Origin of the sequence: Corynebacterium doosanense CAU 212 = DSM 45436 (assembly GCF_000767055.1) — a bacterium.
GTDB classification, from domain to species: domain Bacteria; phylum Actinomycetota; class Actinomycetes; order Mycobacteriales; family Mycobacteriaceae; genus Corynebacterium; species Corynebacterium doosanense.
This window is the reverse complement of sequence record NZ_CP006764.1, coordinates 1058384-1083941: the sequence shown is the minus strand read 5'-3', so window position 1 is coordinate 1083941 and position 25558 is coordinate 1058384. Positions and strand designations below refer to the sequence as shown.

23 protein-coding genes and 1 riboswitch are annotated in these 25558 nt (G+C 68.0%); of the genes, 5 read left to right on the top strand and 18 right to left on the bottom strand.

What is annotated here, in order from left to right:
- Positions 1–14: 14 nt before the first annotated feature.
- From dapC to typA, 6 genes are all read right to left on the bottom strand, one after another.
- Entirely contained in the window at positions 15–1121 is a 1107-nt protein-coding gene (dapC, locus tag CDOO_RS05375; protein WP_018022270.1) for a succinyldiaminopimelate transaminase, read from the bottom strand.
- A gap of 5 nt (positions 1122–1126) precedes the next feature.
- Positions 1127–1459 carry a ferredoxin gene (gene fdxA / locus CDOO_RS05370; protein ID WP_018022271.1) on the bottom strand — a complete coding sequence of 111 codons (333 nt, stop codon included), beginning with the start codon at positions 1457–1459 and terminating at the stop codon, positions 1127–1129.
- A gap of 47 nt (positions 1460–1506) precedes the next feature.
- The gene (locus CDOO_RS05365) at positions 1507–1899 is read right to left on the bottom strand and encodes a hypothetical protein (RefSeq protein ID WP_018022272.1); all 393 of its coding nucleotides are present in this window, start codon (positions 1897–1899) and stop codon (positions 1507–1509) included.
- Positions 1900–2778: an N-acetyl-1-D-myo-inositol-2-amino-2-deoxy-alpha-D-glucopyranoside deacetylase gene (gene mshB / locus CDOO_RS05360; RefSeq protein WP_018022273.1), complete on the bottom strand. Its 879-nt coding sequence runs from the start codon at positions 2776–2778 to the stop codon at positions 1900–1902. It lies immediately after the preceding gene.
- Complete coding sequence (locus CDOO_RS05355) at positions 2775–4358, bottom strand: ABC transporter family substrate-binding protein (protein ID WP_018022274.1); 1584 nt, start codon at positions 4356–4358, stop codon at positions 2775–2777. The genes mshB and CDOO_RS05355 overlap by 4 nt, the downstream gene beginning before the upstream one ends.
- Before the next feature lie 83 nt (positions 4359–4441).
- Positions 4442–6361, bottom strand: a complete 1920-nt coding sequence (typA, locus tag CDOO_RS05350) for a translational GTPase TypA (RefSeq protein ID WP_018022275.1) — start codon at positions 6359–6361, stop codon at positions 4442–4444.
- Positions 6362–6675: 314 nt separating this feature from the next.
- Here typA and CDOO_RS05345 point away from each other — a divergent pair, with 314 nt between their 5' ends.
- Both CDOO_RS05345 and CDOO_RS05340 read left to right on the top strand, forming a co-directional pair.
- Positions 6676–7422, top strand: coding sequence for an Rv1157c family protein (locus CDOO_RS05345; RefSeq protein ID WP_018022276.1), 747 nt, complete (start codon positions 6676–6678; stop codon positions 7420–7422).
- 12 nt (positions 7423–7434) lie between these two features.
- Positions 7435–7989 carry a ribonuclease FAU-1 family protein gene (locus CDOO_RS05340; protein ID WP_018022277.1) on the top strand — a complete coding sequence of 185 codons (555 nt, stop codon included), beginning with the start codon at positions 7435–7437 and terminating at the stop codon, positions 7987–7989.
- A 60-nt stretch (positions 7990–8049) separates the two neighbouring features.
- Here the strand turns inward: CDOO_RS05340 and CDOO_RS05335 are convergent, their stop codons facing one another.
- The 9 genes from CDOO_RS05335 to CDOO_RS05295 all read right to left on the bottom strand — a co-directional run bounded on the left by CDOO_RS05335 (position 8050) and on the right by CDOO_RS05295 (position 17184).
- Positions 8050–9783 (bottom strand): dipeptide ABC transporter ATP-binding protein, encoded by a 1734-nt coding sequence (locus CDOO_RS05335; RefSeq protein ID WP_018022278.1) that lies wholly within the window; start codon positions 9781–9783, stop codon positions 8050–8052.
- On the bottom strand, positions 9780–10763 hold the full coding sequence (locus CDOO_RS05330) for an ABC transporter permease (protein ID WP_018022279.1): 984 nt from the start codon (positions 10761–10763) through the stop codon (positions 9780–9782). The genes CDOO_RS05335 and CDOO_RS05330 overlap by 4 nt, the downstream gene beginning before the upstream one ends.
- Entirely contained in the window at positions 10756–11682 is a 927-nt protein-coding gene (locus CDOO_RS05325) for an ABC transporter permease (protein ID WP_018022280.1), read from the bottom strand. The genes CDOO_RS05330 and CDOO_RS05325 overlap by 8 nt, the downstream gene beginning before the upstream one ends.
- Positions 11683–11788: 106 nt before the next feature.
- Positions 11789–13390 carry a peptide ABC transporter substrate-binding protein gene (locus CDOO_RS05320; RefSeq protein WP_018022281.1) on the bottom strand — a complete coding sequence of 534 codons (1602 nt, stop codon included), beginning with the start codon at positions 13388–13390 and terminating at the stop codon, positions 11789–11791.
- 187 nt (positions 13391–13577) lie between these two features.
- A complete protein-coding gene (locus CDOO_RS05315; protein ID WP_018022282.1) occupies positions 13578–14054 on the bottom strand; it encodes a nucleoside/nucleotide kinase family protein in 477 nt (158 codons plus the stop codon).
- Entirely contained in the window at positions 14055–14810 is a 756-nt protein-coding gene (locus CDOO_RS05310; RefSeq protein WP_018022283.1) for an energy-coupling factor transporter transmembrane component T family protein, read from the bottom strand.
- A complete protein-coding gene (locus tag CDOO_RS05305) occupies positions 14807–16108 on the bottom strand; it encodes an ABC transporter ATP-binding protein (RefSeq protein ID WP_026159415.1) in 1302 nt (433 codons plus the stop codon). Before CDOO_RS05305 ends, CDOO_RS05310 begins: the two co-directional genes overlap by 4 nt.
- Positions 16105–16719, bottom strand: coding sequence for an ECF transporter S component (locus tag CDOO_RS05300; protein ID WP_018022285.1), 615 nt, complete (start codon positions 16717–16719; stop codon positions 16105–16107). The genes CDOO_RS05305 and CDOO_RS05300 overlap by 4 nt, the downstream gene beginning before the upstream one ends.
- A riboswitch (TPP riboswitch) is annotated at positions 16714–16826 on the bottom strand. (Overlaps the previous gene by 6 nt.)
- A 10-nt stretch (positions 16827–16836) precedes the next feature.
- Entirely contained in the window at positions 16837–17184 is a 348-nt protein-coding gene (locus tag CDOO_RS05295; RefSeq protein WP_018022286.1) for a DUF2218 domain-containing protein, read from the bottom strand.
- 156 nt (positions 17185–17340) lie between these two features.
- Between CDOO_RS05295 and CDOO_RS05290 the strand changes: the two genes are divergently transcribed.
- Positions 17341–18327 (top strand): DUF808 domain-containing protein, encoded by a 987-nt coding sequence (locus tag CDOO_RS05290; protein ID WP_018022287.1) that lies wholly within the window; start codon positions 17341–17343, stop codon positions 18325–18327.
- A gap of 1 nt (position 18328) precedes the next feature.
- On the opposite strand, the gene zupT is transcribed toward CDOO_RS05290, so the two are convergent.
- Positions 18329–19129, bottom strand: coding sequence for a zinc transporter ZupT (zupT, locus tag CDOO_RS05285; protein WP_020384644.1), 801 nt, complete (start codon positions 19127–19129; stop codon positions 18329–18331).
- A 43-nt stretch (positions 19130–19172) separates the two neighbouring features.
- Between zupT and lplB the strand changes: the two genes are divergently transcribed.
- Entirely contained in the window at positions 19173–20231 is a 1059-nt protein-coding gene (gene lplB / locus CDOO_RS05280) for a lipoate-protein ligase small subunit (protein ID WP_018022289.1), read from the top strand.
- 11 nt (positions 20232–20242) lie between these two features.
- Here the strand turns inward: lplB and CDOO_RS05275 are convergent, their stop codons facing one another.
- Both CDOO_RS05275 and CDOO_RS05270 read right to left on the bottom strand, forming a co-directional pair.
- A complete protein-coding gene (locus CDOO_RS05275) occupies positions 20243–21166 on the bottom strand; it encodes an AEC family transporter (protein WP_018022290.1) in 924 nt (307 codons plus the stop codon).
- A gap of 11 nt (positions 21167–21177) precedes the next feature.
- Positions 21178–23082 (bottom strand): BCCT family transporter, encoded by a 1905-nt coding sequence (locus CDOO_RS05270; RefSeq protein WP_018022291.1) that lies wholly within the window; start codon positions 23080–23082, stop codon positions 21178–21180.
- A 147-nt stretch (positions 23083–23229) separates the two neighbouring features.
- Between CDOO_RS05270 and CDOO_RS05265 the strand changes: the two genes are divergently transcribed.
- Entirely contained in the window at positions 23230–25554 is a 2325-nt protein-coding gene (locus tag CDOO_RS05265) for an ATP-binding cassette domain-containing protein (RefSeq protein ID WP_018022292.1), read from the top strand.
- Positions 25555–25558 lie beyond the last annotated feature (4 nt).

The window sequence follows — 25558 nt, the reverse complement described above, 5'->3', positions numbered from 1 at the left end:
CGGGAGGACGGCCGTCAGGACTGGGCAAGTCGGGCGGCGGCGGCGTCGATACGCTCGTCGCTTCCGGTCAGCGCCATGCGGATGTGCTGCCGCCCGCGCGGGCCGTAGAAGTCGCCGGGGGCGACGAGGATGCCGCGCTCGGCGAGCCAGTCGACGGTGGCCCGGCAGTCCTCGCCGCGGGTGGCCCAGAGGTAGAGCCCGGCCTCGGACTCGTCGACCTGGAAACCGGCACGCAGCAGCGCGGGCAGCAGGACTGCGCGGCGGCGGGCGTAGCGCAGGCGCTGGAGCTGTTCCTGATCGTCGTCCTGCAGAGCGGCGGTCATGGCGCCCTGGATCGGGCCCGGCACCATGAGCCCGGCGTGCTTGCGCACCTCGAGCAGCTCGGAGATGAGCGCCTGGTCGCCGGCGAGGAAACCCACGCGGTACGAGGCCAGGTTGGAGGACTTGGACAGGGAGTGGATGGCGATGAGGTTGGTGTTGTCGCCGTCGGTGACCCGGGGGTCCAGGATGGACAGGGGCGGGTTGTCGTCGTTCCAGCCGAGGCCGAGGTAACACTCGTCAGAGGCGATGATGACGTCGCGGGAGCGGGCGAACTCCACCACCTTGCGCAGGTGGTCAAGTCCCAGCACCTTACCGGTGGGGTTGGAGGGAGAGTTGATGAAGATGAGGTCCGGCCGCCCCGGCCCGATGCGCATGAGCGAATCCGAGCGCAGCACACTCGCCCCGGCCAGCAGGGCGCCGACCTCGTAGGTCGGGTACGCGACCTCAGGGATGACCACCTGGCCGTTCGCACCCAGCAGGGTCGGAAGCCAGGCGATGGCCTCCTTGGTGCCGATCACCGGCAGCACCGCATCCGCGGTCAGGGTGTCGATGCTGTAGCGCCGCGCCAGCCACGACACGATCGCCTCGCGCAGCTCCGGCGTTCCCACCGTCTGCGGGTACCCAGACAGCGAGGCCGACTCAGCCAGCGCCAGCTGGATGGACGGCGCGACCTCGTCCACGGGCGTACCCACGGAGAGGTTGACGATGCCGTCGGGATGCGCCGACGCCGTGGCCTTCGCGTCCGCGAGGCTGTCCCAGGGGAAATCCGGGAGCCGCTGTCCGAGGGGGGTGCGTGCCATCCGAGTTAACCCTCGTAGTCCTGGTTCTGCGGCGGGAGCTTGGCGATCATCGGGTGGTCGAAGTCCTGGGGGCCGAGCTTCGCGGCGCCACCGGGCGAGCCGAGGTCGTCGAAGAAGGCGACGTTGGCCTCGTTGTAGTCCCACCACTCCTCGGGGACGTCGTCCTCGTAGAAGATCGCCTCGACCGGGCAGGCCGGCTCGCAGGCGCCGCAGTCGACGCACTCATCCGGGTGGATGTAGAGCATGCGCTTGCCCTCGTAGATGCAGTCCACCGGGCATTCTTCGACGCAGGCGCGGTCGAGCACGTCGACGCAGGGCTGGGCGATGGTGTAGGTCATCGGTTCTCCGAAACTCCTCTAAATCAAACAGTCAGGGTGCAAGTATGTCATTTTGTCCGGGTCAATGGCCAAAGCCCGCCGCCGATCCCGGCAAAGAGCAGGGCAATCGTGCGCATATTATTTCCCAGGAGCTGATCCCCCGACAGCGCGGGCAGGGCCAGAAACACCAGGAATCCCAGGCACCATACCCCGAGCGGCACGAGTGCCACCCAGGTTTGTGTCGACCACAGTCTAGCCGTCCGGGTGAACACCGCGTTCATCAGCACGGCCGCCGCAATCGTCCACGGCAGCGCCATGCTCACTCCACCGGGCAGGGTGACCCGGGTGCCCAGATAGACGATCTCCAGGATGAGCGAGATCAGCGCGCCGACCGACAGCCACGCCAGCCCGCCGATCTGCTCGCCGCGGGAGAAGCTGTCGCGGATGACCGAGTCGGACATCTACAGGCCCTCGAGCAGGTCGGAGGTCCGCGACGAGAAGGCCGGGCCGTGTCCCAGCCGGTAGTGCTCACGTTTCATCAGCGGCTGGGCGATGAGGTTCGACAGCGCAAAAACAGTGTGCCCGTCGCTGGTACTGGCGAGCGCGGCGTGCGGGTTCGTAGGGTTGACGGAGTCGTCGGCGATCCACAGCTGGGTGGCGTGCGCGCGCATGGCCTCGCGTTTGGCGTGGTGGTCCGCCTCGCTCAGCTCCACGACGGTGTCGTAGCTGTCCACGGCCGCGAGCTCGCCCGGGCCCGGGGCGCTCCAACCCTCGGGAACCCGCTCGATAGCGGCAGCCGCCCGGTCGATCTCCGCGCGGTCGGCCACGGCCCACACGATGCGCGGGATCTCCACCCGCTCGGCCGCGGCATGGGTGATTTCGTGTGCCCGGATGTGGTCGGGATGGCCGTAACCCCCCTCGGGGCCGTAGGTGATCACCAGGTGCGGCGACAGCTCCCCCAGTCGTGCGGCGAGCGTATCGACGCTCTCCTCCCACCCGTTGACGAAGGCCCGCGGATTCGTGTGTGCGGGCGATCCCGCCATGCCGGAGTCGCGGAAACGTCCGGCCCCGCCGAGGAATTCTCCGCGCACCCCGAGCTCGCGCAACGCCTGCTCCCGCTCGGCGATGCGGTAGCCGCCGAGCTGATCCGCGGCGTCGTTGACCAGGCCGGCGTAGGTCTCCCCGATCACCTCCCCCTCTTCGCCGAGGGTGCAGGTGATCACCGTGACGTCGGCGCCGCGGCGGGCGAGCTGGGCGAGGGTGCCACCGGTGGCGATGGATTCGTCGTCGGGATGCGCGTGGACGGCGACGACGCGGTAGCCGGTCAGGTCTCTGGTCACTGGGGTTCCTTTGCTGCGGGCTTCCAGGTCGCGGCCGTGGAGAGGCCACCGGTCCACCTGGAGAAATCACTGTCCGGCCCGACGATACCGTCGCCGAGGACGATGGCCCGCCGCTCCCCCAGGAGCGCAATGCTCAGGTGCTCGCGGGCGTTGAGGTCGGCGACGGCGGCGCGGGCCTCGTAGGTGCCGAGGGCGCCGGAGAGGATGTCCCGGGAGAGCCGGGTGAAGTCCTCGCCGCAGTACCCGGAGAGGTTGGCGTCGCGGAGGGAGTCTTCCTCGGGCGGGCAGAGGAAGCGGCTGGCCAGGTCGGCGCGGGAGTTGTCCTCCCGCGCCCGGGTCACCACCGCGTCGAGGTCACCACGGGGAAGCAGGGTGCCGGCGGCGTCGGGAATGTCGGTGGAGACGATCTCGGTGGTGATGCCGTAGGCGGCGAGTGCGTCGGCGATGGTGCGCACGGCCGCCGAGGCCTGGTCGTCGGCGGGGTCAGCGGCGATGCGCAGGGGCCGCTCCGCGGTGGCGGCGGGCAGGATCTGTGGCTCGAGCGCGTCAGCGGGGCGGGGTTCGTGCTCAGGGATGTTGAGGTCGGAGGACCGTCCGGCTGCCTGGCGGGCGACGAGGGGGACGTCGATGAGCGATTCCAGCTCGGCCCGGGCCGCGACGTCGGTGAAGAGCGTCGAGGTGGCGTTGAGGTCCAGCTGGAGCTGGCGGGGGCCGTCGATGAGCCGGGTCTGCGTGTCGGGCACGAGCTGGTAGGCCTGCACGGAGGTCTCCTCCGGGGTGCGGTCGAGGAAACTCACCTGGCCGGAGCGCAGCAGGTCCACACCCTGGGTGACCGAGGTGATGTAGCGCAGCCGCAGGATGTCCACCTGCGCGGGGTTCTCGCCCCAGTAGCGGTCGTTGCGGTGGAGGATGATCTGGCCGCGGGCCCGGTCCACCGAGTCGACGAGGTAGGCGCCGCCGGCGGCGGGCAGGTCCGCGTAGAAGGCGGTGGCAAAGTCCGCGCCGCCGGGCTGGGCCAGGTGGCTGGGCAGCAGGTTGGTGAAAAGGTCCTGCCAGTCGTCGACCCGGGTGGAGAAATCCACCTCGACCGTCTTACCCGCGTCGAGGGTGCGGACCGCGGAGATCGCGCGGTACCCCGCGGGTTCGATGACCCCGGGATTGCCGGTCAGCGACTCCCAGAGGTAGACGAAGTCGGCGCCGGTGATGGGGGTGCCGTCGGACCACTGCGCCTCGGGGTTGATGACGTAACGCACGGTCTGGACCGGGGCGGGATCCGCCGCGGTGGCTGCGGCCGTCGGTGGGGCTGCCGTCTCCCCCGGGGCGACCTCACCGGCCTGGACCAGCAGGTCATGGTCCATGTTGCCGTCCCGGAACGCCGAGGGCAGCACGAGGGACGCGACGGAGTCGACGATGCCCGAGGTGTCCGCCAGCAGATGCGGGTTGAAGCCGTTACGCACCGGGTCGACGCCGACGGAGATCTCCGAACGTGTCGATGCCGGGCGGGTGGTGGTGCCCGTCGTCGAGGTGGCCGTCGGTTCGTCCGCCGGGTCGACAATGGGTGCCGGTCCGGGGTTGGCCACGCAGGAAACGAGCAGAGCCGCGCTGGCGAGAATGCCCAGCGCGGCTGATGCGCGCCGTCGATAAGCTATCAACGGCCCGCCACTTACTTGTTGCGGTTCTTATCGCGCGAGCGGACACGGCCGCGCTCGCCGGCGTCGAGAACCTGCTTGCGCACGCGGAGGATGTCCGGGGTGACCTCGACGCACTCGTCGCCGTCACAGAACTCCAGGGCCTCGTCGAGGGAGAGGACACGTGCCTTGGAGAGGGTCACCGTGGTGTCGGCCGAGGCCGCACGCATGTTGGTGAGCTTCTTCTCCTTAGTGATGTTGACGTCCATGTCCTCGTCGCGGTTGTTCTGGCCCACGACCATGCCCTCGTAGGCCTCGGTGCCGGGCTCGACGAAGAAGGAACCACGGTCCGAGAGGGACTGCAGCGCGAAGGCCGTGATCTGGCCGGAACGGTCGGCGACCAGGGAACCGGAGGCACGTCCCTTGATCTCGCCGACCCAGGGGCGGGGATCGATGGAGTAGGAGTTGGCGATACCGGCACCGCGGGTCTCCGTGAGGAAGGTGGTGCGGAAGCCGATGAGGCCACGCGAGGGCACGTCGAACTCCATCCGCACCCAGTCGCCGGCGGCGTTGGCCATGGCGGTCATCTGGCCCTTGCGGTTGGCCAGCAGCTGGGTGACGTTGCCCTGGAACTCGGCCGGGGTGTCGATGATCATGTGGTCGAACGGCTCGTGCAGCTTGCCGTCGATCTCGGAGGTGACCACCTGGGGCTTGCCCACGGTGAGCTCGAAACCCTCGCGGCGCATGGTCTCGATGAGGATGGACAGCGCCATCTCACCACGGCCCTGGACCTCCCAGGCGTCGGGGCGCTCGGTGGGCAGGACACGCAGGGAGACGTTACCGATGAGCTCCTGGTCGAGGCGGGCCTTGATGACACGGGCGGTGAGCTTGTCGCCGCCACCGCGACCGGCCAGCGGGGAGGTGTTCACGCCGATGGTCATGGAGATGGCGGGCTCGTCCACGGTGATGCGCGGCAGTGCCTCGGGGTTCTCGGGGTCGGCGAGGGTGTCGCCGATCATGATCTCGTCGATGCCGGAGATGGCGCAGATGTCGCCGGCGATGATCTCCTCGTCGGTGGACTGGCGCTCCATGCCCACGGTCTTGAGCAGTTCGGCGATCTTGACGGTCTTGGTGTGCTGCTCGCCCTCCTCGTCGTAGTGGATCCACGCGACCTGCTGGCCCTTCTTGATGCTGCCCTTGTGGACACGGATCAGGCCGATGCGGCCGAGGAAGGACGAGGAGTCGAGGTTGGTGACGTGCGCCTGGAGCGGGCCGGTGACGTCCGCGGAGGGCTCGGGCAGGACGTTGTAGATGACGTCGAACAGGGCCTGGAGGTCCTCGGCGTCGGGGGCGTTGCCGTCACCGGGGTTCTCGGTGGAGGCCTTGCCCTCGCGGCCGGAGGTGTAGATGACGGGGAGGTCGAGCAGCTGCTCGGCGGCCTCGGCGGCCTCCGGGTCCTCGATGGCGGAGGCGAGCTCGAGGAGCAGGTCCTGGGACTCGGCGACAACCTCCTCGATGCGGGCATCGGGGCGGTCGGTCTTGTTCACGGCGATGATGACGGGCATCTTCGCGGCGAGTGCCTTGGTGAGCACGAAGCGGGTCTGGGGCAGCGGGCCCTCGGACGCGTCGACGAGCAGGACGACGCCGTCGACCATGGACAGGCCGCGCTCGACCTCGCCACCGAAGTCGGCGTGGCCCGGGGTGTCGATGACGTTGATGACCAGGTCGGTGCCGTTACGGCCCTTGCCCTTACGGCGAACGGAGGTGTTCTTCGCCAGGATGGTGATGCCCTTTTCCTTTTCCAGGTCACCGGAGTCCATGGCGCGATCGGTGACGCCGGCGTGCTCGCCGAAGGCGCCGGACTGCTCGAGCATGGCATTGACGAGGGTGGTCTTGCCGTGGTCGACGTGCGCGACGATGGCGACGTTACGGAACTCGGGGTGGGACTGACTCACGAAAGGGGCTCCTAGATAAGAGGAAAGGGACAGCAGGAGCGCTGCAACGACGGTTCAGCGTACTCGACCCGCTTCTCCACCGCACGCGGGGCATGCCTAACACCCGAGGAGACGCGTATCGACGCCGCCTTTCGTACCCATTGTGACGCAACCGTAACTTATTGCGGGCCGCCTCCGACAGAATGAGTGAGGGCACGTCGGGCCACCCGGCTTGACCGTGGGCCGGAAATCACTAATGTTACGCAAGAGAAAATTGTTACTCGTGCGACACGAGTGACTTTAGGCAGTTTTTTATCGTCCCCCGAAAGGCACCTGTGTCCCGTCTCCATCTGCATCGTCGCCCCGGCCGCACCGGCCGGTCCGTCGTGTCTCGGGCCACCCTGGCCGCCCTCACCGCCCTCGCCGCCACAGCCCTCGCCGCGGGTGCCGCGCCCGCCGCCCACGCGCAGCCGGTCCCGGGCGTCCCCGTCACGGGCCAGGCCCCGGGTTCCTCGATGTTCGTCGACGAGATCGGCCGCCCCACTCCCCTGGTCCAGCAGAACGTGCGGGACTTCGCCGGGCAGCCCTGGGTCCCCGAGTCCCTGGCCAACGTCCTGCTCTCCGCGCTGGCGTTCACCGCAGAGTCGACCCCCGGCGAGGGTGTCCCGCTGCCGGAGAACTCGCCCACGTTCACGCAGTTCTACTGGCCCACCGTCTCCGGCGACTGCATCGGCGGGGTCAGCGACGCCGTGGGCTCCGCACTCGCCGTACCCGGCCCCGCGCAGATCCCCGCCCCCGGGGCCGGCGACGGTCAGACCACCTTCCTCTTCACCGCGCTGGGCACCTCCGCCGCGGCCGCGGAGCAGGGTGGCATGACCGTGCACTGGGTCAACGTCAACACCCTGGCCACCGGCCAGACCTCGCTGGGCAACCACGGGATCAACCCGGAGGGCCCCGCCACCATCTCCGGTGTCGCCGACACCGGCAAGGGCACCATCATCGCCGTCCTCGGCGGTGACATCCGTACGCAGGAGTCCACGTGCTCCTTCATCCCCACCGCAGCCGTCATTGATGCCCGGTAGGTGAACGCCGACATGACCACACCCCCGCAGCCTGATCTTCACCCGATCAAGCAGGAGACCTTCGACACCGCCGAGGCGGTCAACGTCGACCCCAAGGGACATCTCCGGGAGGTGGACACCTACAAGGTGACGGACTTCGGCCTCTACATGGCCCGCGGCGCCAACCACCCGCGGTTCGGCTACCTCGAGTCGTGGCTGCTGCCGGGGCTCGGGCTGCGCGCCAATGTCTTCCACTTCCGCGAGGGCGTGGACGTGCGCCAGGACTTCTACATCGACATCGCGGCGATTGACGCCGATCCCGACCGCAAGGTCTGGCGCACCCGCGACCTGTACGTCGACCTGGTCTCCGTCACGGGCGAGCCCGTCGACGTCCTGGACATCGACGAACTGGCCGCGGCCTGCTCCGCCGGGCTGATCTCCGCGGAGGAGGCGGAGCGCGCGATCGAGACGACCCTGCGCGCGGTCGAGGGCATCACACGCCACGGGGATGACCCGATGACGTGGCTGCGCTCGCTCGGCATCGATCTGACCTGGGCGGACGAGGTCGAACTTACCCCCGCCGCCTGACGGACGCGCGGAAAACCGGCGTCGAGAAGCTCCCTTCCGGGGCTCTCGACGCCGGTTTTTCTAGGCCCGGGTCACCTCGAAACCGAGGTTGTCGCCGGTGCCGAGCTCGATGTTGAGGCCCGGAACCGAGTCAATGAGGTTGCGGGTGTAGTCCTCGCGCGGAGCGGAGAAGATCTGGTCCGCCGGGCCCTGCTCCACCACGGCACCCTTGCGCATGACCACGATGTCGTCCGCGGACTGCCGGACCACGGCCAAGTCGTGGGTGATGAACAGGTAGGACAACCCCAGCTCACCCTGGAGGTTGGCCAGCAGCTGGAGAATCTGGTCCTGGACCAGCACGTCCAGCGCGGAGACCGCCTCATCGAGCACGAGAACATCGGGGTTCAGGGCCATGGCACGCGCGATGGCGATGCGCTGACGCTGACCTCCCGAGAGCTCGTTGGGGTAACGGCGCATCGTCGACCGCGGCATGGAGACCATGTCCAGCAGCTCCGCGACCCGCTGCTCGCGTTCCTTTTTGGACCCCACCTTGTGCAGCGTCAGCGGCTCCTCGATGCAGCGGTAGATGGAGTACATCGGGTCGAGGGAACCGTAGGGGTTCTGGAAGACGACCTGCATCTTGCGACGCATGTCAAACAGTTCCTTCCCCTTGAGCTGCGCGATGTCCCGGCCCTCGTAGAACACCGAACCACTCGTGGGCTCCAGGAGGCTGAGCACCATGTTGGCCACGGTCGACTTGCCGGAGCCGGACTCCCCCACCAGCGCGGTGGTGGTGCCGCGGCGGATGCTGAAGGAGACGTCGTCGACCGCGCGCAGGTGCTTCTTGTCGCCGCGCTGGCCACGGACGTCGAACTCCTTGACCAGGTTCTCGACCCGGATGACGTCGTCGGCACGATCGTCCACGCCGGCGGTGCGCAGCTCCTCGGTCTCCAGGCCGCGGGCCTTCGCCGACTGGATGCGCGCCGAGGCGAGCGACGGCGCGGCCTTGACCAGGCGCTGGGTGTAGGGGTGCTGCGGGTCGCGGAGGATCTGCAGGCTGGGCCCCGACTCGACGATGCGCCCGCGGTGCATGACCACCAGGTGCTGCGCACGTTCCGCGGCCAGGCCGAGGTCGTGGGTGATGAACAGCACCGCGGTACCCAGGTCGTTGGTGAGGGTCTCCAGGTGGTCGAGGATGGTCTTCTGCACCGTGACGTCCAGGGCGGAGGTCGGCTCGTCAGCGATGAGCAGTTTCGGCCGGGCGGCCAGACCCATGGCGATGAGCGCACGCTGGCGCATACCGCCGGAGAACTCGTGCGGGTACTGGGTCGCGCGGCGTTCGGCATCGGGCAGGCCGGCCTCCTCGAGCAGCTCCGTGACACGCTTCTTGCGCGCGGAGCCCTCGACGATGTTGTTGGCCTTGAGGGACTCCTCCACCTGGGTGCCGATGCGCCACACCGGGTTGAGGTTGCTCATCGGGTCCTGCGGGACCAGGCCGATCTCTGAGCCGCGCAGCTTCTGCCACTGCTTCTCGGAGTAGTCGGTGACGTCCTCGCCGTCGAAGACGATGCGCCCGCCGGTGACCTTGCCGGTCCCGGGCAGCAGGCCCAGAATCGACATGGCGGTGGTGGACTTGCCCGAGCCGGACTCGCCGACGATGGCGACGGACTGGCCGGGGTAGATGGTGAGGTTCGCGCCACGCACGGCATCGACGGTGCCGGTGGAGGACTGGAAGGAGATCTTCACGTCCGTCATCTCCAGCAGCGGCCGGTTGTCGGTGGTGTCAGGGGTTTCCTGCGAGATCGGGGTGCTCATCGGGTCCTCGCCTTCGGGTCGAGGGCGTCGCGCACGACGTCGCCCATGAGGATGAAACTTAGGACGGTCAGCGCCAGCGCGATTGCGGGGTAGAACAGCACCATCGGCTGGGTGCGCAGCGACGCCTGTGCCGCGGAGATGTCCCCGCCCCAGGAGACGACGGAGGGCGGCAGGCCGATGCCCAGGAAGGACAGCGTGGCCTCGGCGACGATGAACGTACCGAGGGCGACGGTGGCGTAGACGATGATCGGCGCCGAGGAGTTGGGCAGGATGTGGCTGGTGAGGATGCGCAGCTTGGACGCACCCAGGGCCTTCGCCGCGGTGACGTACTCCTCGTTCTTCACGCTCATGACCGCGCCGCGGGTGATACGCGCGATCTGGGTCCAGCCGAAGATGGAGAGGACCACGACGACGGTGATCACCGTGCGGTGTTCCTTGAACATCTGCATGACCACGATGGCGGCGAGCACCAGCGGGATGGCGAAGAAGATGTCGGTGATGCGGGAAAGGACGGAGTCCAGGAATCCGCCGAAGTAGCCGGCGATCGATCCGAAGACGGTGCCAATGATGACCACGACCAGGGTGGTGAGCACGCCGACGGTCACCGAGGCACGCGCCCCGTAGATGGTGCGCGCGTAGATGTCGCAGCCCTGCCGGTCGAAGCCGAACGGGTGGCCCGAGGTGGGCCCGTCGAGCGAGTTGCCCAGCACGCAGGACCGCGGGTCGGTCGAGGTGAACAGGGACGGGAACAGGGCCATGGCCACCGCGAGCAGGATGAGCGCGGAGGCGAGCCAGAACATGGGGCGCTTGCGCAGGTGCTGCCAGGCCTCGCCCCACTGGGAGCGGGGGGCGGACTCGTCGGAGACGGCGTCGACGGCGCCGAGTCCGATCTCGTCCGTGTCGGCGATGAAGTAGTTCTGCCCCTTGAGCAGGCGGGTGTTGGCGGAGTTGTCCGGTGAGACGTTCAGGTTCTCAGGCATAACGGATCCTCGGGTCGAGCACGGCGTAGAGAAGATCGACGAGCAGGTTGGCAACGATGTAGACGACCACGAGCACCGTGGTGAAGGAGACGACGGTGGTGGGCTCACCCTTGATGATGGCCTGGTAGATCGAGCCACCGACGCCGTTGATTCCGAAGATGCCCTCGGTTACGATGGCTCCGCCCATGAGCGAACCCAGGTCTGCACCGAGGAAGGTGACCACGGGGATCAGCGAGTTACGCAGGACGTGGCGGCTCATCACGGTGCCCCCGCTGAGGCCCTTGGCCCGGGCGGTGCGCACGTAGTCGGCGCGGAGGTTCTCGCTCACGGACTGCCGTGTCAGGCGCAGCACGTAGGCGAAGGACAGCGCGCCGAGCACGACGGCCGGCATGAGCAGGTTGATGAAGTCCTCGTTCCTGCCCACGGTCGGTGGGAGCAACCCCCACTTCACGCCGAGGAGGAACTGGAGCACGAAGCCGATGACAAACGACGGCACGGCGATGACCAGCAGGGACAGCACCAGCACGGTGGAGTCGAAGATGCCGCCGCGGCGGATGCCGGCGATGAACCCGAATCCGATACCGAGCACGGCCTCGAAGATCAGGGCCATGATGGCGAGCTTGATGGTCACCGGGAACGCGTTGGCCATCACCTGGGTCACGGGCTGGCCGGAGAAGGTGGTGCCGAAGTCGAGGGTGAAGATTCCCTTGAGGTAGAGCAGGTACTGGATGATGAATGGCTGGTCGAGGTTGTACTCGGCCTCGATGCGTTGGCGGGCCGCCTCGGTGAGGCCGCGGTCGCCGCCGAGGGCCTCGACGGGGTCTCCCGGCATGAGGAAGACGAGGGCATAGAGCAGCAGTGTGGCCCCGAGAAACACGGGGATCATCTGCAGTGCCCGGCGCCCGATGTAGCGCAGCATAGGTTTTCTCCTATCGTTGCCGTCGGTTCACGTGGGAAAACCCCGATCCGGCCCCGTGCGGGGGCAGGTCGGGGTTCACCAGGTGTTTCTCCGACGACGCCGGGTACTAGTTCTTGGTGATCTCGGTGTAGACGGGCTGGGACTTCCAGTTGAAGTCGACGTTCTCCACGTTCTCTCCCCAGCCGCCGGTGACGTTGGAGTACCAGAGGGGGATGGCCGGGAGGTCGGTGAGCAGAATCTCCTGCGCATCGTTGTAGATCGGGCCAGCGGTCTCAACGTCCGGTGCCGCGGCGGCGTCATCCAGCAGCTTGTCGAACTCGGGGTTGGAGTAGCCACCGTCGTTGGAGCTGGCGCCGGTGCGGTAGAGCGGGGTGAGGAAGTTGCTCAGCAGCGGGAAGTCACCCTGCCAGCCGGTGCGGAACGCGCCGTCGATGGTCTCGTTGGTGATGTCGTCGCGCAGGGACTTGAAGTCGGGGTACGGGTTGCCCACGGCCTCGATGCCCAGGGTGTTGCGGATGCCGTTGGTGGTCGCGTCGACCCAGGACTGGTGTCCGCCGTCGGCGTTGTAGGAGATGGTGAACTCGCCCTCCCACGGGGAGATGGCGTCGGCCTTGGCCCACAGTTCCTTGGCCTTCTCCGGGTTGTACTCCAGGACATCCGCGCCCTCGAGGGAGTCGGAGTGGCCCGGGATGACCGGCGAGGTGAAGTCGGTGGCCGGGGTGCGGGTGCCCTCGAAGATCGTGTCGGTGATCTCCTCGCGGTTGACGGACAGCGACAGCGCCTGACGACGCAGCGCGCCCTCCTCACCGGAGAAGTGCTCGATCCGCTCGGGGATGGTGAAGGACTGGAAGACGGCGGCCGGGTCGTTGGCCCAGCGATCGCCCAGCTCGTCCTGGTAGGAGGCGAAGGCGCTGTCCGGGATGGTGTCCAGGACGTCGAGGTTGCCGGAGAGAAGGTCGGCGTAGGCCGCATCGGTCTCGGCGTAGAAGACGAAGTCGATGCCGTCGTTCTTCGGCGCCCGCTCACCCGAGTACTCCGGGTTCGGCGTGATGATGGCGTTCTCGTTGTGGTTCCACTCTTCGAGCTGGTACGGGCCGTTGCTGATGGGCTTCTCGCCGTAGGCGTCGATGTCGTCGTAGGCGGACTCGTGCATCGGGTAGAAGGCGCTGTAGCCGAGCTGCTCCGGGAAGTCGGCCATGGGGGCGGCGAGCTCGATGGTGAAGGTCTTGTCGTCGACGACCTTGAGGCCCTCGAGGGATTCCGCTCCCTCCTCGTAACCGAGGATCGGCTCCATGAAGGAGGCGGACATGAGCGACTCCTTGACGGCGTAGTTCCACGCGTCGACGAAGTTGGCGGAAGTCACGGGTGATCCGTCGGAGAACTTCTGGTCGTCCTTCAGGGTCACGCGGAAGGTCTTCTCGCCCTCGAGCTCGATGGACTCGGCGAGTTCGTTGTGGGACTTGCCCTCGGCGTCGTAGTAGACCAGGCCCGAGTAGATGCTCTCGATGATGCGGCCGCCGCCGGTTTCGTTGGTGTCTGCGGGGATGAGCGGGTTCTGCGGTTCGCTACCCCAGGCGGAGACGTAGTTGTCCCCACCCTCTCCGCCGCCGGCGTTGTTGCCGTCGTCTTCGGAGGAGTTGCTGCAGGCGGCGAGGCTGACGGACAGTACACCCGCCGTGAGGATGGCGGCGGATTTTCTCAGATGCATAAACGTGACCCTTTGCTACTCAACTGGACAGTGTTATCTAGATCATAGGATCTGCCGGTCATATCCAGAAGCAGTTTCGGTAGGGAACTTTTAGTTGGATAGCTGTCCATTCAATTAACGTGCCGTTAACCTGTGAGAACGGGCGTAGGTGCAGTAGTTTCGGGGGTGATAGCTCACTCCCCCCATGTCACGAGCGGATGACCTCGTCCGCCTCGACCGCCCCCGGCCCGGCGTAGTACCGGTCCTCCTGCTCAGCCCAGACCTGCCACCAGCGCGCGAAACCGGGATCCCGGGCCAGTGCGCGGCGCTTGCGTTCCCCGGCATCCGCCTCGATGCGGAAGGTGCGCACATCCCCGAGCGCGCGGGCAGCGGCGATGTTGCGGGAGGTCACCGCGCCAACCCCCTCGATGATGTAGCTGGCGTCGGGGTCCAGCGCGACCCACTCCCCCGGTTCGTTCTTCTCCCAGTCCCAGCGCCGAAAGCCGGGGCGCGAGGGATGGAGCACATCCTCGGCGACCATCTTCGAGGCCGCCAGTAGCCCGTACCAGCCCGGGTAGAAGTCGTCGAGGTGCACGACCGTGAGCCCGGTTTCCCGGGAGAGCTCCCCGGCGAAGGTGGTCTTGCCGGAGCCGGAGGGCCCGTCGATGAGGACAAACCGGCGCATTCAGCCCACCCCCAGGAAACGGAAGTGGCCGGTCCACACTGCCACGGCGATCGCCCCCACGCCCAGCAGGGCCGACACGACCAGCAGCGCCCCGTCCCGGGGATGCAGGCGCGACTCACGCGCCCACGTGCGCTCCGTCGCCCCAAAGCCGCGGGCCTCCATCGCGGTGGAGAGTTTGCCCGCGCGCCGCAGGGCGGAGACCAGCAAGCCGAAGGCCAGGGAGAACAGGTAGCGCGGTCCGGTGCGGTCGGCCAGACCCCGGGCGCGGCGGGCCCGGCGCAGCCCGGCAAGGTCATCGCGCAGCAGACCGATGAGGCGCACCGCGGCGATCGTGGCCACGACGAAACGCGCGGGCAGGCGCAGGACCTGGGCGAGGCCGTCGCCAAGCTCGGTGGGGTCGATGTCCACCATGAGCACCACCACCGGAACGCCGATGGCGAGCACACGCACGAGGATCGCGGCGGCGAGGCTGAGGGAGTTGTCGGTGACGTGGAAGAGTCCGAACTGGAGGTAGGACTCGCCGCGGGGGTTGCCGAACAGCGCCATGGACACCGCGGCCAGCGGGGCGGCGATGAGCAGCGGCCACGCGCGTCGGAGCAGGCGCAGCGGTCCGACCCCGCACAGCGGAGCGAGGACAACGGTGGCCACGAGCACTACCGCGGCGGAGACCACGTCGACACTGAGCAGCAGCGGGGTGGTCAGCAGCGCGAGCGCGAGCACCCGGGACACGGGATTGACCCCGGAGAGCAGGTTCATGTCAGCTCCACCTCCACGTCTCCCAGGGCGCGGCGGAACAGCTCGTCGTGGGTGACAGAGACGACCGTGCGCCCGGCCTCGGTGAGCTCGCGGAACAGCGCGATCATCTCGAGGAAGCCGGCGTCGTCCTGCCCGAAGGTGGGTTCGTCGCAGATGAGCAACGCGGGCTCGGTGATGAGCGCGGTGGCCACGGACAGCCGCCGCTTCTCCCCGCCGGAGAGCGTGAAGGGATTGGCCGCCGCGAGATGAGCCAGGCGCAGGCGTTCCAGCAGCGTATCGACGCTCGTTGCCGACGCCCCCGTCGCCGCCAGCTCCTCGCGCACCGAGCGGAAGGCGAACTGATGCTCGGGATCCTGGAACACCTGGCCGATGCGCGCGGCGAGCGCACTCGAACGCCACTTGTGACTCGGCCCCTTCTGGCCACGTCGGATGCTCTCGGCGTAGTCGAGCTCGCCGGAGCGCGGGGCGATGAGCCCGCCGAGCGTGGCGGCGAAGGTGGACTTGCCCGTGCCGTTGGCCCCGGTGATGACCGTGGACGCGGCCCCGGGAATGGACACGGCGCGCGGCGGGCCCCACTGGGTGAGCAGGTCCCTGGCCCAGGCGACCGGGGCGTTGGTGGTGCCCGGCGCGAGCGGGACCTCGGGGGGATCGGGCAGCCGCTCCAGGCGCTGTATCCCTCCGGGGCTGAGCCGGTAGAGCGTGGGGTTGAGGGCCAGCCAGTGGTGCGCCCGGTGCTCGGCGATGATGACCGTGGCCCCGGTGTCGCGGGCGAGCACGCCCACGGCGTCGACCACGGCCTGTCGTCCGGCGGGGTCGAGGTTGGCGGTGGGTTCGTCGAGCAGGATGACCCGCGCGCCCATGGCCAGCACGCCAGCCAGAGCGAGGCGCTGCTTCTGTCCCCCGGAGAGTTGCGCGGTCGGGTGATCGAACGGCAGGTCCAGTCCCACCTGCGCTAACGCTCGTTCGACCCGCGGCCAGATCTCTTCGCGGGGTACCCGGAGGTTCTCCGCTCCGAACGCGACGTCGTCGCCGACCCGGGCCGAGATGACCTGGGAGTCGGGGTCCTGCAGGACCATGCCCACGGGCCCGTCGACGGCGATCTCCCCGGTGAGATGGCCGTCCTCCTCATCGCCCAGTACGCCCGCGACGGCGTGGAGCAGGGTCGACTTGCCCGAGCCGGAGTCCCCGGTGAGCAGGACAATCTCCCCCTCCTGGGCGGTGAGGTCGACCCCGGAGAGCGCGTCGGTGGAGCGGGAGGCGTGGCGGTAGCCCACGCCGGTCAAGGTCAGGGCACTCATTCGGCGCGGCGGGGCTCCCGGAGATCACCGGCATTGCGCAGCTCTCGGCCCGGGCCGAAGCGGTCGAGCACCCCGGTGCGCGCCAGCGCCGAGACCAGTGCGTGACCGAGGAATCCGGCCAGCACCAGGCCGGACACACAAACGCAGGCGAGGTAGATGAGGTTGAACTCCAGGGAGCGGGCGAGGTTGCCGCTGAGGAAGAGCTCGAGGATGACGGCGCCCACTCCGGAAGCCAGGCCGGCGAGGCCGGCGATGGGGAGGGAGAAACGTCGATACGCGAAGACCGCAAAGACAAGCTCCGCGCCGAGCCCCTGCGCGATGCCGGAGTAGAGGGTGGTGATGCCCCACTGGTTGCCCAGCACGGCGGAGGTGATGGCCGCGATGACCTCGACAAGCAGCGCCGCGCCCGGCTTGCGGATGATCAGCCCGCCGAGCACGCCGCCGAGCAGCCAGATTCCTACGACCAGCCCGCCGAAGCCGGGGGTGAAGGTGTCCAGGGCGGTGAAACCGGCGTAGCCGATGATGTTCCACACCCAGAAGATGAGTCCGCAGGCGATGCCGAGGACAGCTGCGGTGACGATGTCGATGACACGCCAGGATTTATTGGACATGAAAAAAGACCCTTCCTATCGCCGGTATTAACCGGATCAGGTTCAACGGTTCATCTGTGCAGACATCTCAGCGCCGGAGTTTCACCGGGGCACCCGTGGTGATGTGTGAGGGGAAGTTTATACGCCGGAGTTATCGCTACGCCAACGGGTCCCCTCGGTTCCCCCCTGGCGCTTCCACTCGACGGTGAGTTCGTCGTGGGCGCCGAAGCGCACGAGGTGCGTGCCCACGACCTCCTCCAGCCGGTCGAGGCGTTCCTCCCGGGTCTCCAGCTGCAGCAGCAGCACGTTCTCGCCGGCGATCATCTCCAGCTCACCCCAGCCGAGCTCCTCGGGGAACGTCACCGCGCCGCGGCCTTCCTCGCCGTCCCAGCGCGCCTCGGCCTTCCGGGAGAAATGGGACGCCAGCTGCTTGCCGTAGCGCGCCGGGCGGGACGTGGACACGCGGGCGGTGGAGGAGGTGGTCATTCCTGCCAGCCTAGGACCGCAGGAGACGGAAGGCCAAAGTGTGCCGCCGCGTGTCGACGCCCGTTTGCTCCTCTCATCGCGATCGTCATGGGCTCCGGCTCTGGCCGTGGGCTAGTCTCGGGGGCGTTCACTCCCCCTCACCCGGAAGGTCCCCCTATGGCTGGCGGTCTGCTTGCCCTGCTTGACGACGTAGCGCTCATCGCCCGAACCGCCGCAGCGAGCACCGATGACGTGGGTGCCCTGGTGGGCAAGACCACGGCAAAGTCCGCCGGCGTGGTCATCGACGACGCCGCCGTCACCCCGGGTTACCTCGAGGGTGCAAAACCGGCCCGCGAGCTGCCGATGATCTGGCGCATCACCAAGGGCTCCCTGCGCAACAAACTCATCATCATCCTGCCGATCCTGCTGCTGCTCAGCTGGCTGGCACCGTGGTCGCTCACCCCGATCCTCATGATCGGCGGCACGTACCTCTGCTACGAGGGCGCGCACAAGGTCATCGGCCTGTTCACCGGGCACGGTTCCCACGACACCCCGGTGCAGGAGTCCGGCGAGGAGGCCGAGGACAAGCTCGTCCGCGGCGCCATCACCACCGACCTCATCCTCTCGGCGGAGATCATGGTGATCGCCATGAACGGCATCGTCGAGGAGGCGTTCTGGACCCGGGTGATCGTGCTCATCCTCGTGGCCATCGTCATCACCATCGCCGTCTATGGCGCGGTGGGCCTGCTGGTCAAGCTCGACGACATCGGCCTGGGCATGATCAAACGCGGCAACGCCCCGGGCCTGGGCCGCGGGCTGGTCAAGGCCATGCCTATCATCCTGGGGACCATCGGCATCGTGGGCACCTTCGCCATGCTGTGGGTCGGCGGGCACATCATCGTCCAGGGTGTCGACACCGTGGGCCTGTGGTCCTGGCCGTACGAGACGATCCACCACTGGGAGGAGGCCGCCGGCGGCGGGGCGCTCGGCTGGCTGGTGAACACGGGCGCGTCCCTGGTGGTCGGCCTGCTCTGGGGCCTGGTCGCCTACGCGGTCATCGAAGGGGTCAAGGCACTGCTGCCCGGCAAGAAGGCCGACGGCGAGCACGCCGCCAACGCGGCGGTGGGATCGGGCTCGGGCTCCACCGCGGCCAGCTCGAACTGACTCAGATAAACAGCAGCAGCGACACCGCCATGAGCGCCATTCCGCCGATCAGCCCGTAGATCGCGGTGTGGTGGCTGCCGGATTTCACGGCGGTGGGCAACAGCTCGTCGAGACAGATGAACACCATCACGCCGGCGACCGCGGCGAAGGTCAGCCCCAGCGTGGCCGGGCCCATGAAGGGCATGAGCAGCAGGAATCCGATGAGCGCGCCCGCGGGTTCGGCGAAGCCGGAGAGCGTGGCGATCCAGAAGGCCTTCTTCCGCGAACCGGTGGCCTCGCGGATGGGAACGGCCACGGCGATGCCCTCCGGAATGTTGTGGATGGCGATGGCCACGACGATCGGCAGGGCCACGGAAAGACTGGTGAGGCCGGAGACGAACGTCGCAAAGCCCTCCGGGAAATTGTGGATGGCCAGTGCGATCGCGGTCATTATTCCGGCCTTGGCCATGCGCGCCTGCCGCTCGGCGCCCTCGGTGGTGGACGGCTCGTGGGGATTGATGGATTCGGGAACCAGCCGGTCAATGACCGCGATGACGGCGATGCCCAGGAAGAAGGCCCCGTACGCGGCCCACGTGCCACCCCGCTCGCCCCACTGTCCCGTGAGGTCGTCGAGCCCCTGCGGGAGGATCTCCCCGAAGGAGACAAACAGCATGACGCCCGCCGAGAAACCCAGCGCGCCGGCGAGGAAGTTGCGCCCCGGATGCTGCCGCATGATGCCGATGTAGCCGCCGATGCCGGTGGCCAGGCCCGCGATGAGGGTGAGTGTGAAGGCAAAGAGAACCTGCTGCGGATCGGTCGTCATGCAGCGCATCCTAGTACCCCCTCCGCGGGCTATCGTGGTCCCCATGTCGCACCACTTCGCCATCAAGGTCCCCGGCGGCAAACTCGTCGTCGCCGACCTCGAGACCACCGACGGCCACATCTCCCACGCCAGCATCTCCGGCGACTTCTTCCTCGAGCCGGACGAGGCATACGCGGTGCTCAACGAGGGGTTGCTCGGGGCGTCGACAAGCGAGGACACCGCACAGCTGCAGGCCCGGCTCGATCAGGCCCTCTCGCGTTTCGACGACCTCTCCCTACGTGGTTTCTCCACCCACGACGTCGCCGTCGCCGTGCGCCGCGCACTCACCGGCGCTACCGACTTCACCGACCACTCCTGGGAGGTCATCCACTCCCCCGTGCTGCCCACGCCGGTCAACGTCGCGCTCGACGAGGTGCTCACCCGCCAGGTCGCCGCCGGGGAGCGCGGACCGACGCTGCGGTTCTGGGAATGGGAGGACCGGGCGGTGGTCATCGGCTCGTTCCAGTCCTTCCGCAATGAACTCGAACCCGCGGGCGTGGCGGAGCACGACGTCACCGTGGTGCGGCGCATCTCCGGCGGCGGGGCCATGTTCATGGAGGGCGGCAACTGCGTCACCTACTCGCTCTACCTGCCGGAATCGCTCGTGCGCGGGCTGTCCTACGAGGCGAGCTATGCGTACCTCGACCAGTGGGTGCTCGACGGGCTGAAGGCGCAGGGTGTCAACGCCTGGTACGTGCCCATCAACGACATCACCTCCGACGGCGGCAAGATTGGCGGCGCGGCGCAGAAACGCATCGGTTCCGCGGTGCTGCACCACGTGACCATGAGTTACGACATCGACGCCGACAAGATGGCCGAGGTGCTGCGGGTGGGCAAGGTCAAACTCGCGTCCAAGGGGCTGCGCAGCGCGAAGAAACGTGTCGATCCGCTGCGTCGACAGATCGGTGCCCCGCGCTCCGAGGTCATCGACGGCCTGATTTCGACGTTCACCTCGCGTTACGACGCCTCCCCGGCCGAATTGTCGGACGCCGACCTCTCCGCCGCCCAGGCGCTGGTGGAGGAAAAGTTCGGCACCGAGGAGTGGACGCACCGGGTGCCCTGACGGCTGCGCGCCTAGACCAGCAGCACGGAGATGAGCACCAGCACCGGGAAGGACACCAGCGTGGACACTACCCCGGTGTCGCGCGCCATGGTCTCGGCCGTGCGGAAACGCAGCGCGTAGGTGTAGACGTTCTGCGCGGTCGGCAGCGCGGCGATGACCACCACGGTGAGCAGCGCGTGACCGCCGAGGCCAAACGCGGTGCCCACCCCGAGGGCCACGAGTGGGTGCAGGAGGTTCTTGAACAGCACCGCCAGCCACACGTCCCGGCGCGCGACCTCACCCTTCTGCAGCACCCGGGTGCCGGCCAGCCCCATGCCGAAAACCACCAGGGCGACGGGCACCGCCGCGCCCGCGAGAAGACTGATGGGCTGCTCCACCAGGCTGGGCACGGGAAGGCCGGTGAACAGGACAAACAGCCCCGCGATCGCCGAGAGGATCATGGTGTTCTTCAGCGGGGAGATGACCAGGTTGTGCAGCAGGCTGGGGTTCTTGGAGGTGAGCAGGTCCTGGATCGTCGTAGTCACCGGCGCGTAGAAGGCGACCTGGAAGAGGATGAGCGGAATGGCGGCCGCGGCGTCGCCGAGCACGTAGGCGGCCAACGGGATACCCAGGTTGCCGGCGTTGGCGTAGGAGGCGCAGAGCATGCCCACGAGGGAATCGGCTGGCGAACGACGCAGCACAAGGTAACTGAGGGCGGCGAAGGAGAGGCCGACAAGGAGCGTCGATAAGCCGGTGATGAGAAGGTTGCGCGAGAACAGTTCCGCGGCGGAGCTGTGGGTGACGCGGTCGAAGAGCAGGGCCGGGGTGGCCACGTAGTAGACGAACAGGCCCATGGAGCGGCCCGCGCCCTCCCCGAGCACGCCGGTGCGGCCCAGGACGTAGCCCACGGCGATGACGGCGAAGACGACCACGAAGCCGCTGAGCACGCTCACCATGTTGTGTCCCTCTAGTTGTCTTCCAGGTATTCGCCGGTCTCGTAGTCGAAGGCCACGGGATTGCCGTCCTCGTCGGTGCGGCGGTACCAGCCGGTGTTCTCCTCCGCGGTGGAGTCGAACTCGGCGCCGGCGGCGAACTGGTCACCCTCGGGCGTCTCCTCCACGGTGAGATGGAAGTTGTCACCGTAGCTGGTCACACCCTCGCGCACCGCATTGTAGACCGCGCTCCGGGCGTAGTGCTGCCGGATGACAAACGGGTCGTTGCGCAGCTCGCGCACCAGCGCCACACACTTGGCGAGGATGATGAACGCGAACGGCAACGCGGTGACGGTGATGAAGTTCTGCAGCCCCTGCAGGGCGTTCTGCCCGCCCGAGACGAGAATGACCACGGCGATGCCGGCCATGCAGATCGCCCAGAACGCCGTGACCCACCGCTTCGGCTCGGGGTTGCCCTGCTGGGAGAGCTGGGAGTTGACCAGGGACGCGGAGTCGGCCGTGGTGATGAAGAAGACCGCGAGCATGACGATCACCAGCGGGGCCACAAACTGCGCGCCCGGCAGGTGGTCGAGCACGACAAAGAAGATCTCCTCCGGGGCCGGCAGCGAGTCGGCGGTGCCGTCGGGCGCGATCGTGCCCTCGGTGCGCTGGAGCCAGATGGATGTGCCGCCGAGGATGGTGAAGGCCGTGGTGATGATCGCGGAGGGAATGAACAGCACGCCGAAGATGAACTGGCGGATGGTGCGCCCGCGGGAGATCTTGGCCACGAAGATGCCCACGAACGGTGCCCAGGAGATCCACCAGGCCCAGTAGAAGGTGGTCCAGCTGGACAGGAAGGTCTGCATCTCCTCGCCCTGGCCCATGTTGGCCGAGAGCATCTCCGGCAACGACCCGAGGTAGTCGATGATCACCGCGGGCAGCATGTTGGCCAGGAAGGCGGTGGGGCCGACGACAAAGAAGAACAGGGCCAGGCCCATGGCCAGCACGAGGTTGATGTTGGACAGCCAGCGGATGCCCTTGGCCACCCCGGAGACGGCGGAGAGGATGGTGCCGATGGTGAGCACCACGATGATGCCCAGCGCGAGGGTGTTTCCCTCGGGCGACCAGCCGGACACAACCTCGACGCCGGCGGCGATCTGCAGGGCGCCGATGCCCAGCGTGGCGGCGGTGCCGAACAGCGTGGCGATAATGGCCAGGCCGTCGATGATGCGCGCCGGTGCCGACGTCGATCCGCCCCCGCCGATGAGCGGCATGAGAATCGAGCTCATCAGCGGCACCCGGCCGCGGCGGTAGGAGACGTAGGCGACGGACAGGCCGACGATGGCGTAGATCGCCCAGGCGTTGATGCCCCAGTGCAGGGAGGCCTGCGACATCGCCCCCATGACGGCCTCGTCGCTGGCCGCCTCGTACGCGCCGGGCCGGGGGTTGAGGTAGTACGTCATCGGCTCGAAGGGCCCGAAGAAGATGATGCCGATGCCGATCCCGGCGGCGAAGAGCATCGCCGCCCAGGAGAGCGTGGAGTAGGCGGGTTTGTCGTCGTCAAGCCCCAGCGGGATGTTGCCGTACCGGGACACGGCGAGGACGAGCAGGAACACCAGCAGACCGGCGGCGAGCACGGTGAAGATCCACCCGAGGTTGACCATGACCCACGCCAGCGCCGCCGAGGAGACGTCGAAGACCTGCTGGGGGCGCAGGATTCCCCACGCCACGAAGGCGGCGATGAGCGCGCCCACCACCCCGGTGATCGGCCGGTCCACCCGGTAACGCACCCGCTGGTCGTCGATGGACACGCCGGGGACGACGGCGGGGTGGGTCTCGTGCGGGTACGGCCAGGTGGACACGAACTCCCTGGTGCCCCGGCGGACCCGTTGGCCCGAGCGGCGCAGGATCCCGGCGGTCTCGTTCTCATGGTCGGTCATGGGGGCGGTGACTGCCTCTCATCTATTCAGGATTCTGCATCGAAACGCCCAGTGTCGACCCCTTTTCCCGCCGTGTCCACCTGCCCCACCCGACCGGGCCGCCCGGGAATCGCACTCGCCGACGCGTGCGATCTAGGATCGGGCACCATGAGCTTCGATCCCCATGACGTCATCCGCGTTCGCGGCGCCCGCGTGAATAACCTGCGGGCCGTGGACGTGGACATCCCCAAACGCCAGCTCACGGTGCTCACGGGAGTGTCCGGCTCCGGCAAGTCCTCGCTGGTGTTCGACACCATCGCCGCGGAGTCGCAGCGCCTGATCAACGACACCTACTCCTCCTTCGTCCAGGGGTTCATGCCCTCGCTCGCCCGCCCGGACGTCGACGAGCTCGGCGGTCTGACCACGGCGATCATCGTCGACCAGGCGCCGATGGGCTCCAACCCGCGCTCTACGGTGGGCACCGCGACGGACGCCACCGCCCTGCTGCGGGTGCTCTACTCACGCATCGCCGAGCCTCCCGCGGGCGGGCCGGGCGCGTACTCCTTCAACGTCCCCAGCGTCTCCGGCGGCGGCGCGATCCAGGTGGGCAACCAGAAGAAGGTGGTCAAGGAGTACAAACGCACCGGCGGTATGTGCCCGACCTGCGAGGGCACCGGCCGGGTGTCCGACGTCAAGCTCGAGGAGCTGGTGGACTTCGACCTCTCGCTGGACGACGGCGCTCTGACCATCCCCGGATACAAGACCGGCGGCTGGGGTTACCGGATGTACACGGAATCCGGGTTCTTCCCCGCAGACAAGCCGGTGAAGGACTTCACGGAGAAACAGCGCGAGGATCTTTTCTACAAGGAACCGACGAAGATGAAGATCGCCGGCATCAACATGACCTACGAGGGTCTGGTGCCGCGCATCAAGTCCTCCATGCTGGCCAAGGAACGCTCCGCGATGCAGAAACACATCGGGGAGTTCGTCGACCGCGCCGTCACCTTCGTCGCCTGCCCGGACTGTGAGGGGACCCGCCTGGCCGAACACGCCCGGGTCTCGCTCATCGACGGCAAGTCGATCGCCGACCTCTGCCGCATGGAGGTCTCGGAGCTGGCGGAGTGGTTCGGCGACTTCGAGCACCCGGAGGTGCAGCCGCTGACCGACGCGATCCGGGAGACGCTGGCCAACTTCATCGCCGTGGGCCTGGACTACCTCACCCTGGACCGGCCGACCTCCACGCTCTCCGGCGGCGAGGCGCAGCGCGCGAAGATGATCCGCCACCTCGGCTCGGCGCTGACCGACGTCACCTACGTGTTCGACGAACCCTCCGCCGGCCTGCACCCGGACGACGTCGACCGGATGAACCAGCTGCTGCTGCAGCTGCGGGACAAGTCCAACACCGTGCTCGTGGTGGAGCACAAACCGGAGACCATCGCCATCGCCGACCACGTCATCGACATGGGCCCGGGGGCCGGCACCAACGGCGGCGAGGTCACCTTCACCGGCACCTACGAGGAGCTCACCTCCTCGGACACCGTCACCGGCCGCCACCTCAGCGACAAGGTCGCCGTGAAGGACGAGGTGCGCGAGGCCACCGGGGCGATCGAGGTCCGCGGGGCGGGCCTGAACAACCTCCGCGACGTCGACGTGGACATCCCGCTGGGCGTGCTCACCGCCGTGACCGGCGTGGCGGGGTCGGGCAAGTCCTCGCTCATCAGGGAGATGCCCAAGGACGACACGGTCGTCTACATCGACCAGTCCCCCATCTCCGGCTCGCGGCGCTCCAACCCGGCGACCTACACGGGCGCGCTGGAGCCGATCCGCAAGGCGTTCGCCAAGGAGAACGACGTCAAACCCGCCCTGTTCTCCCCCAACTCCGAGGGCGCGTGCCCGAACTGCAAGGGTGCCGGCGTCGTCTACGTGGACCTGGGGTTCATGCAGGGCACCGACACCCTCTGCGAGGTGTGCGAGGGCCGGCGCTTCGACTCCGCCGTGCTGGACTACACCTTCGGCGGCCGCTCCATCGCCGACGTGCTGGACATGCCGGCCGCCGAGGCCGCCGAATTCTTCACGGACAACAAGGTTCCCGCCGCGGCCAAGATCTGCCGCCGACTCGCCGACGTCGGCCTCAGCTACATCACCCTGGGCCAGCCGCTGACCACCCTGTCCGGCGGCGAGCGCCAGCGCCTCAAGCTGGCCGCGAAGCTCGGGGACAAGGCCGAGGTGGTCATCCTCGACGAACCCACCACCGGCCTGCACCTGGCGGACACCCACGTCCTGCTGGACCTGCTCGACGCCATGGTCGACGCCGGCACCTCCGTCATCGTCATCGAACACAACCTCGCGGTCGTCGCCCACGCCGACCATGTCATCGACCTCGGCCCCGGCGCGGGCTCGGGCGGCGGCGAGATCGTGTTCACCGGCACCCCCCGCGAGCTGGCCGGCGAGGACTCCCCCACCGGCCGCCATCTCGCGGCCTACCTGGGTTAACACC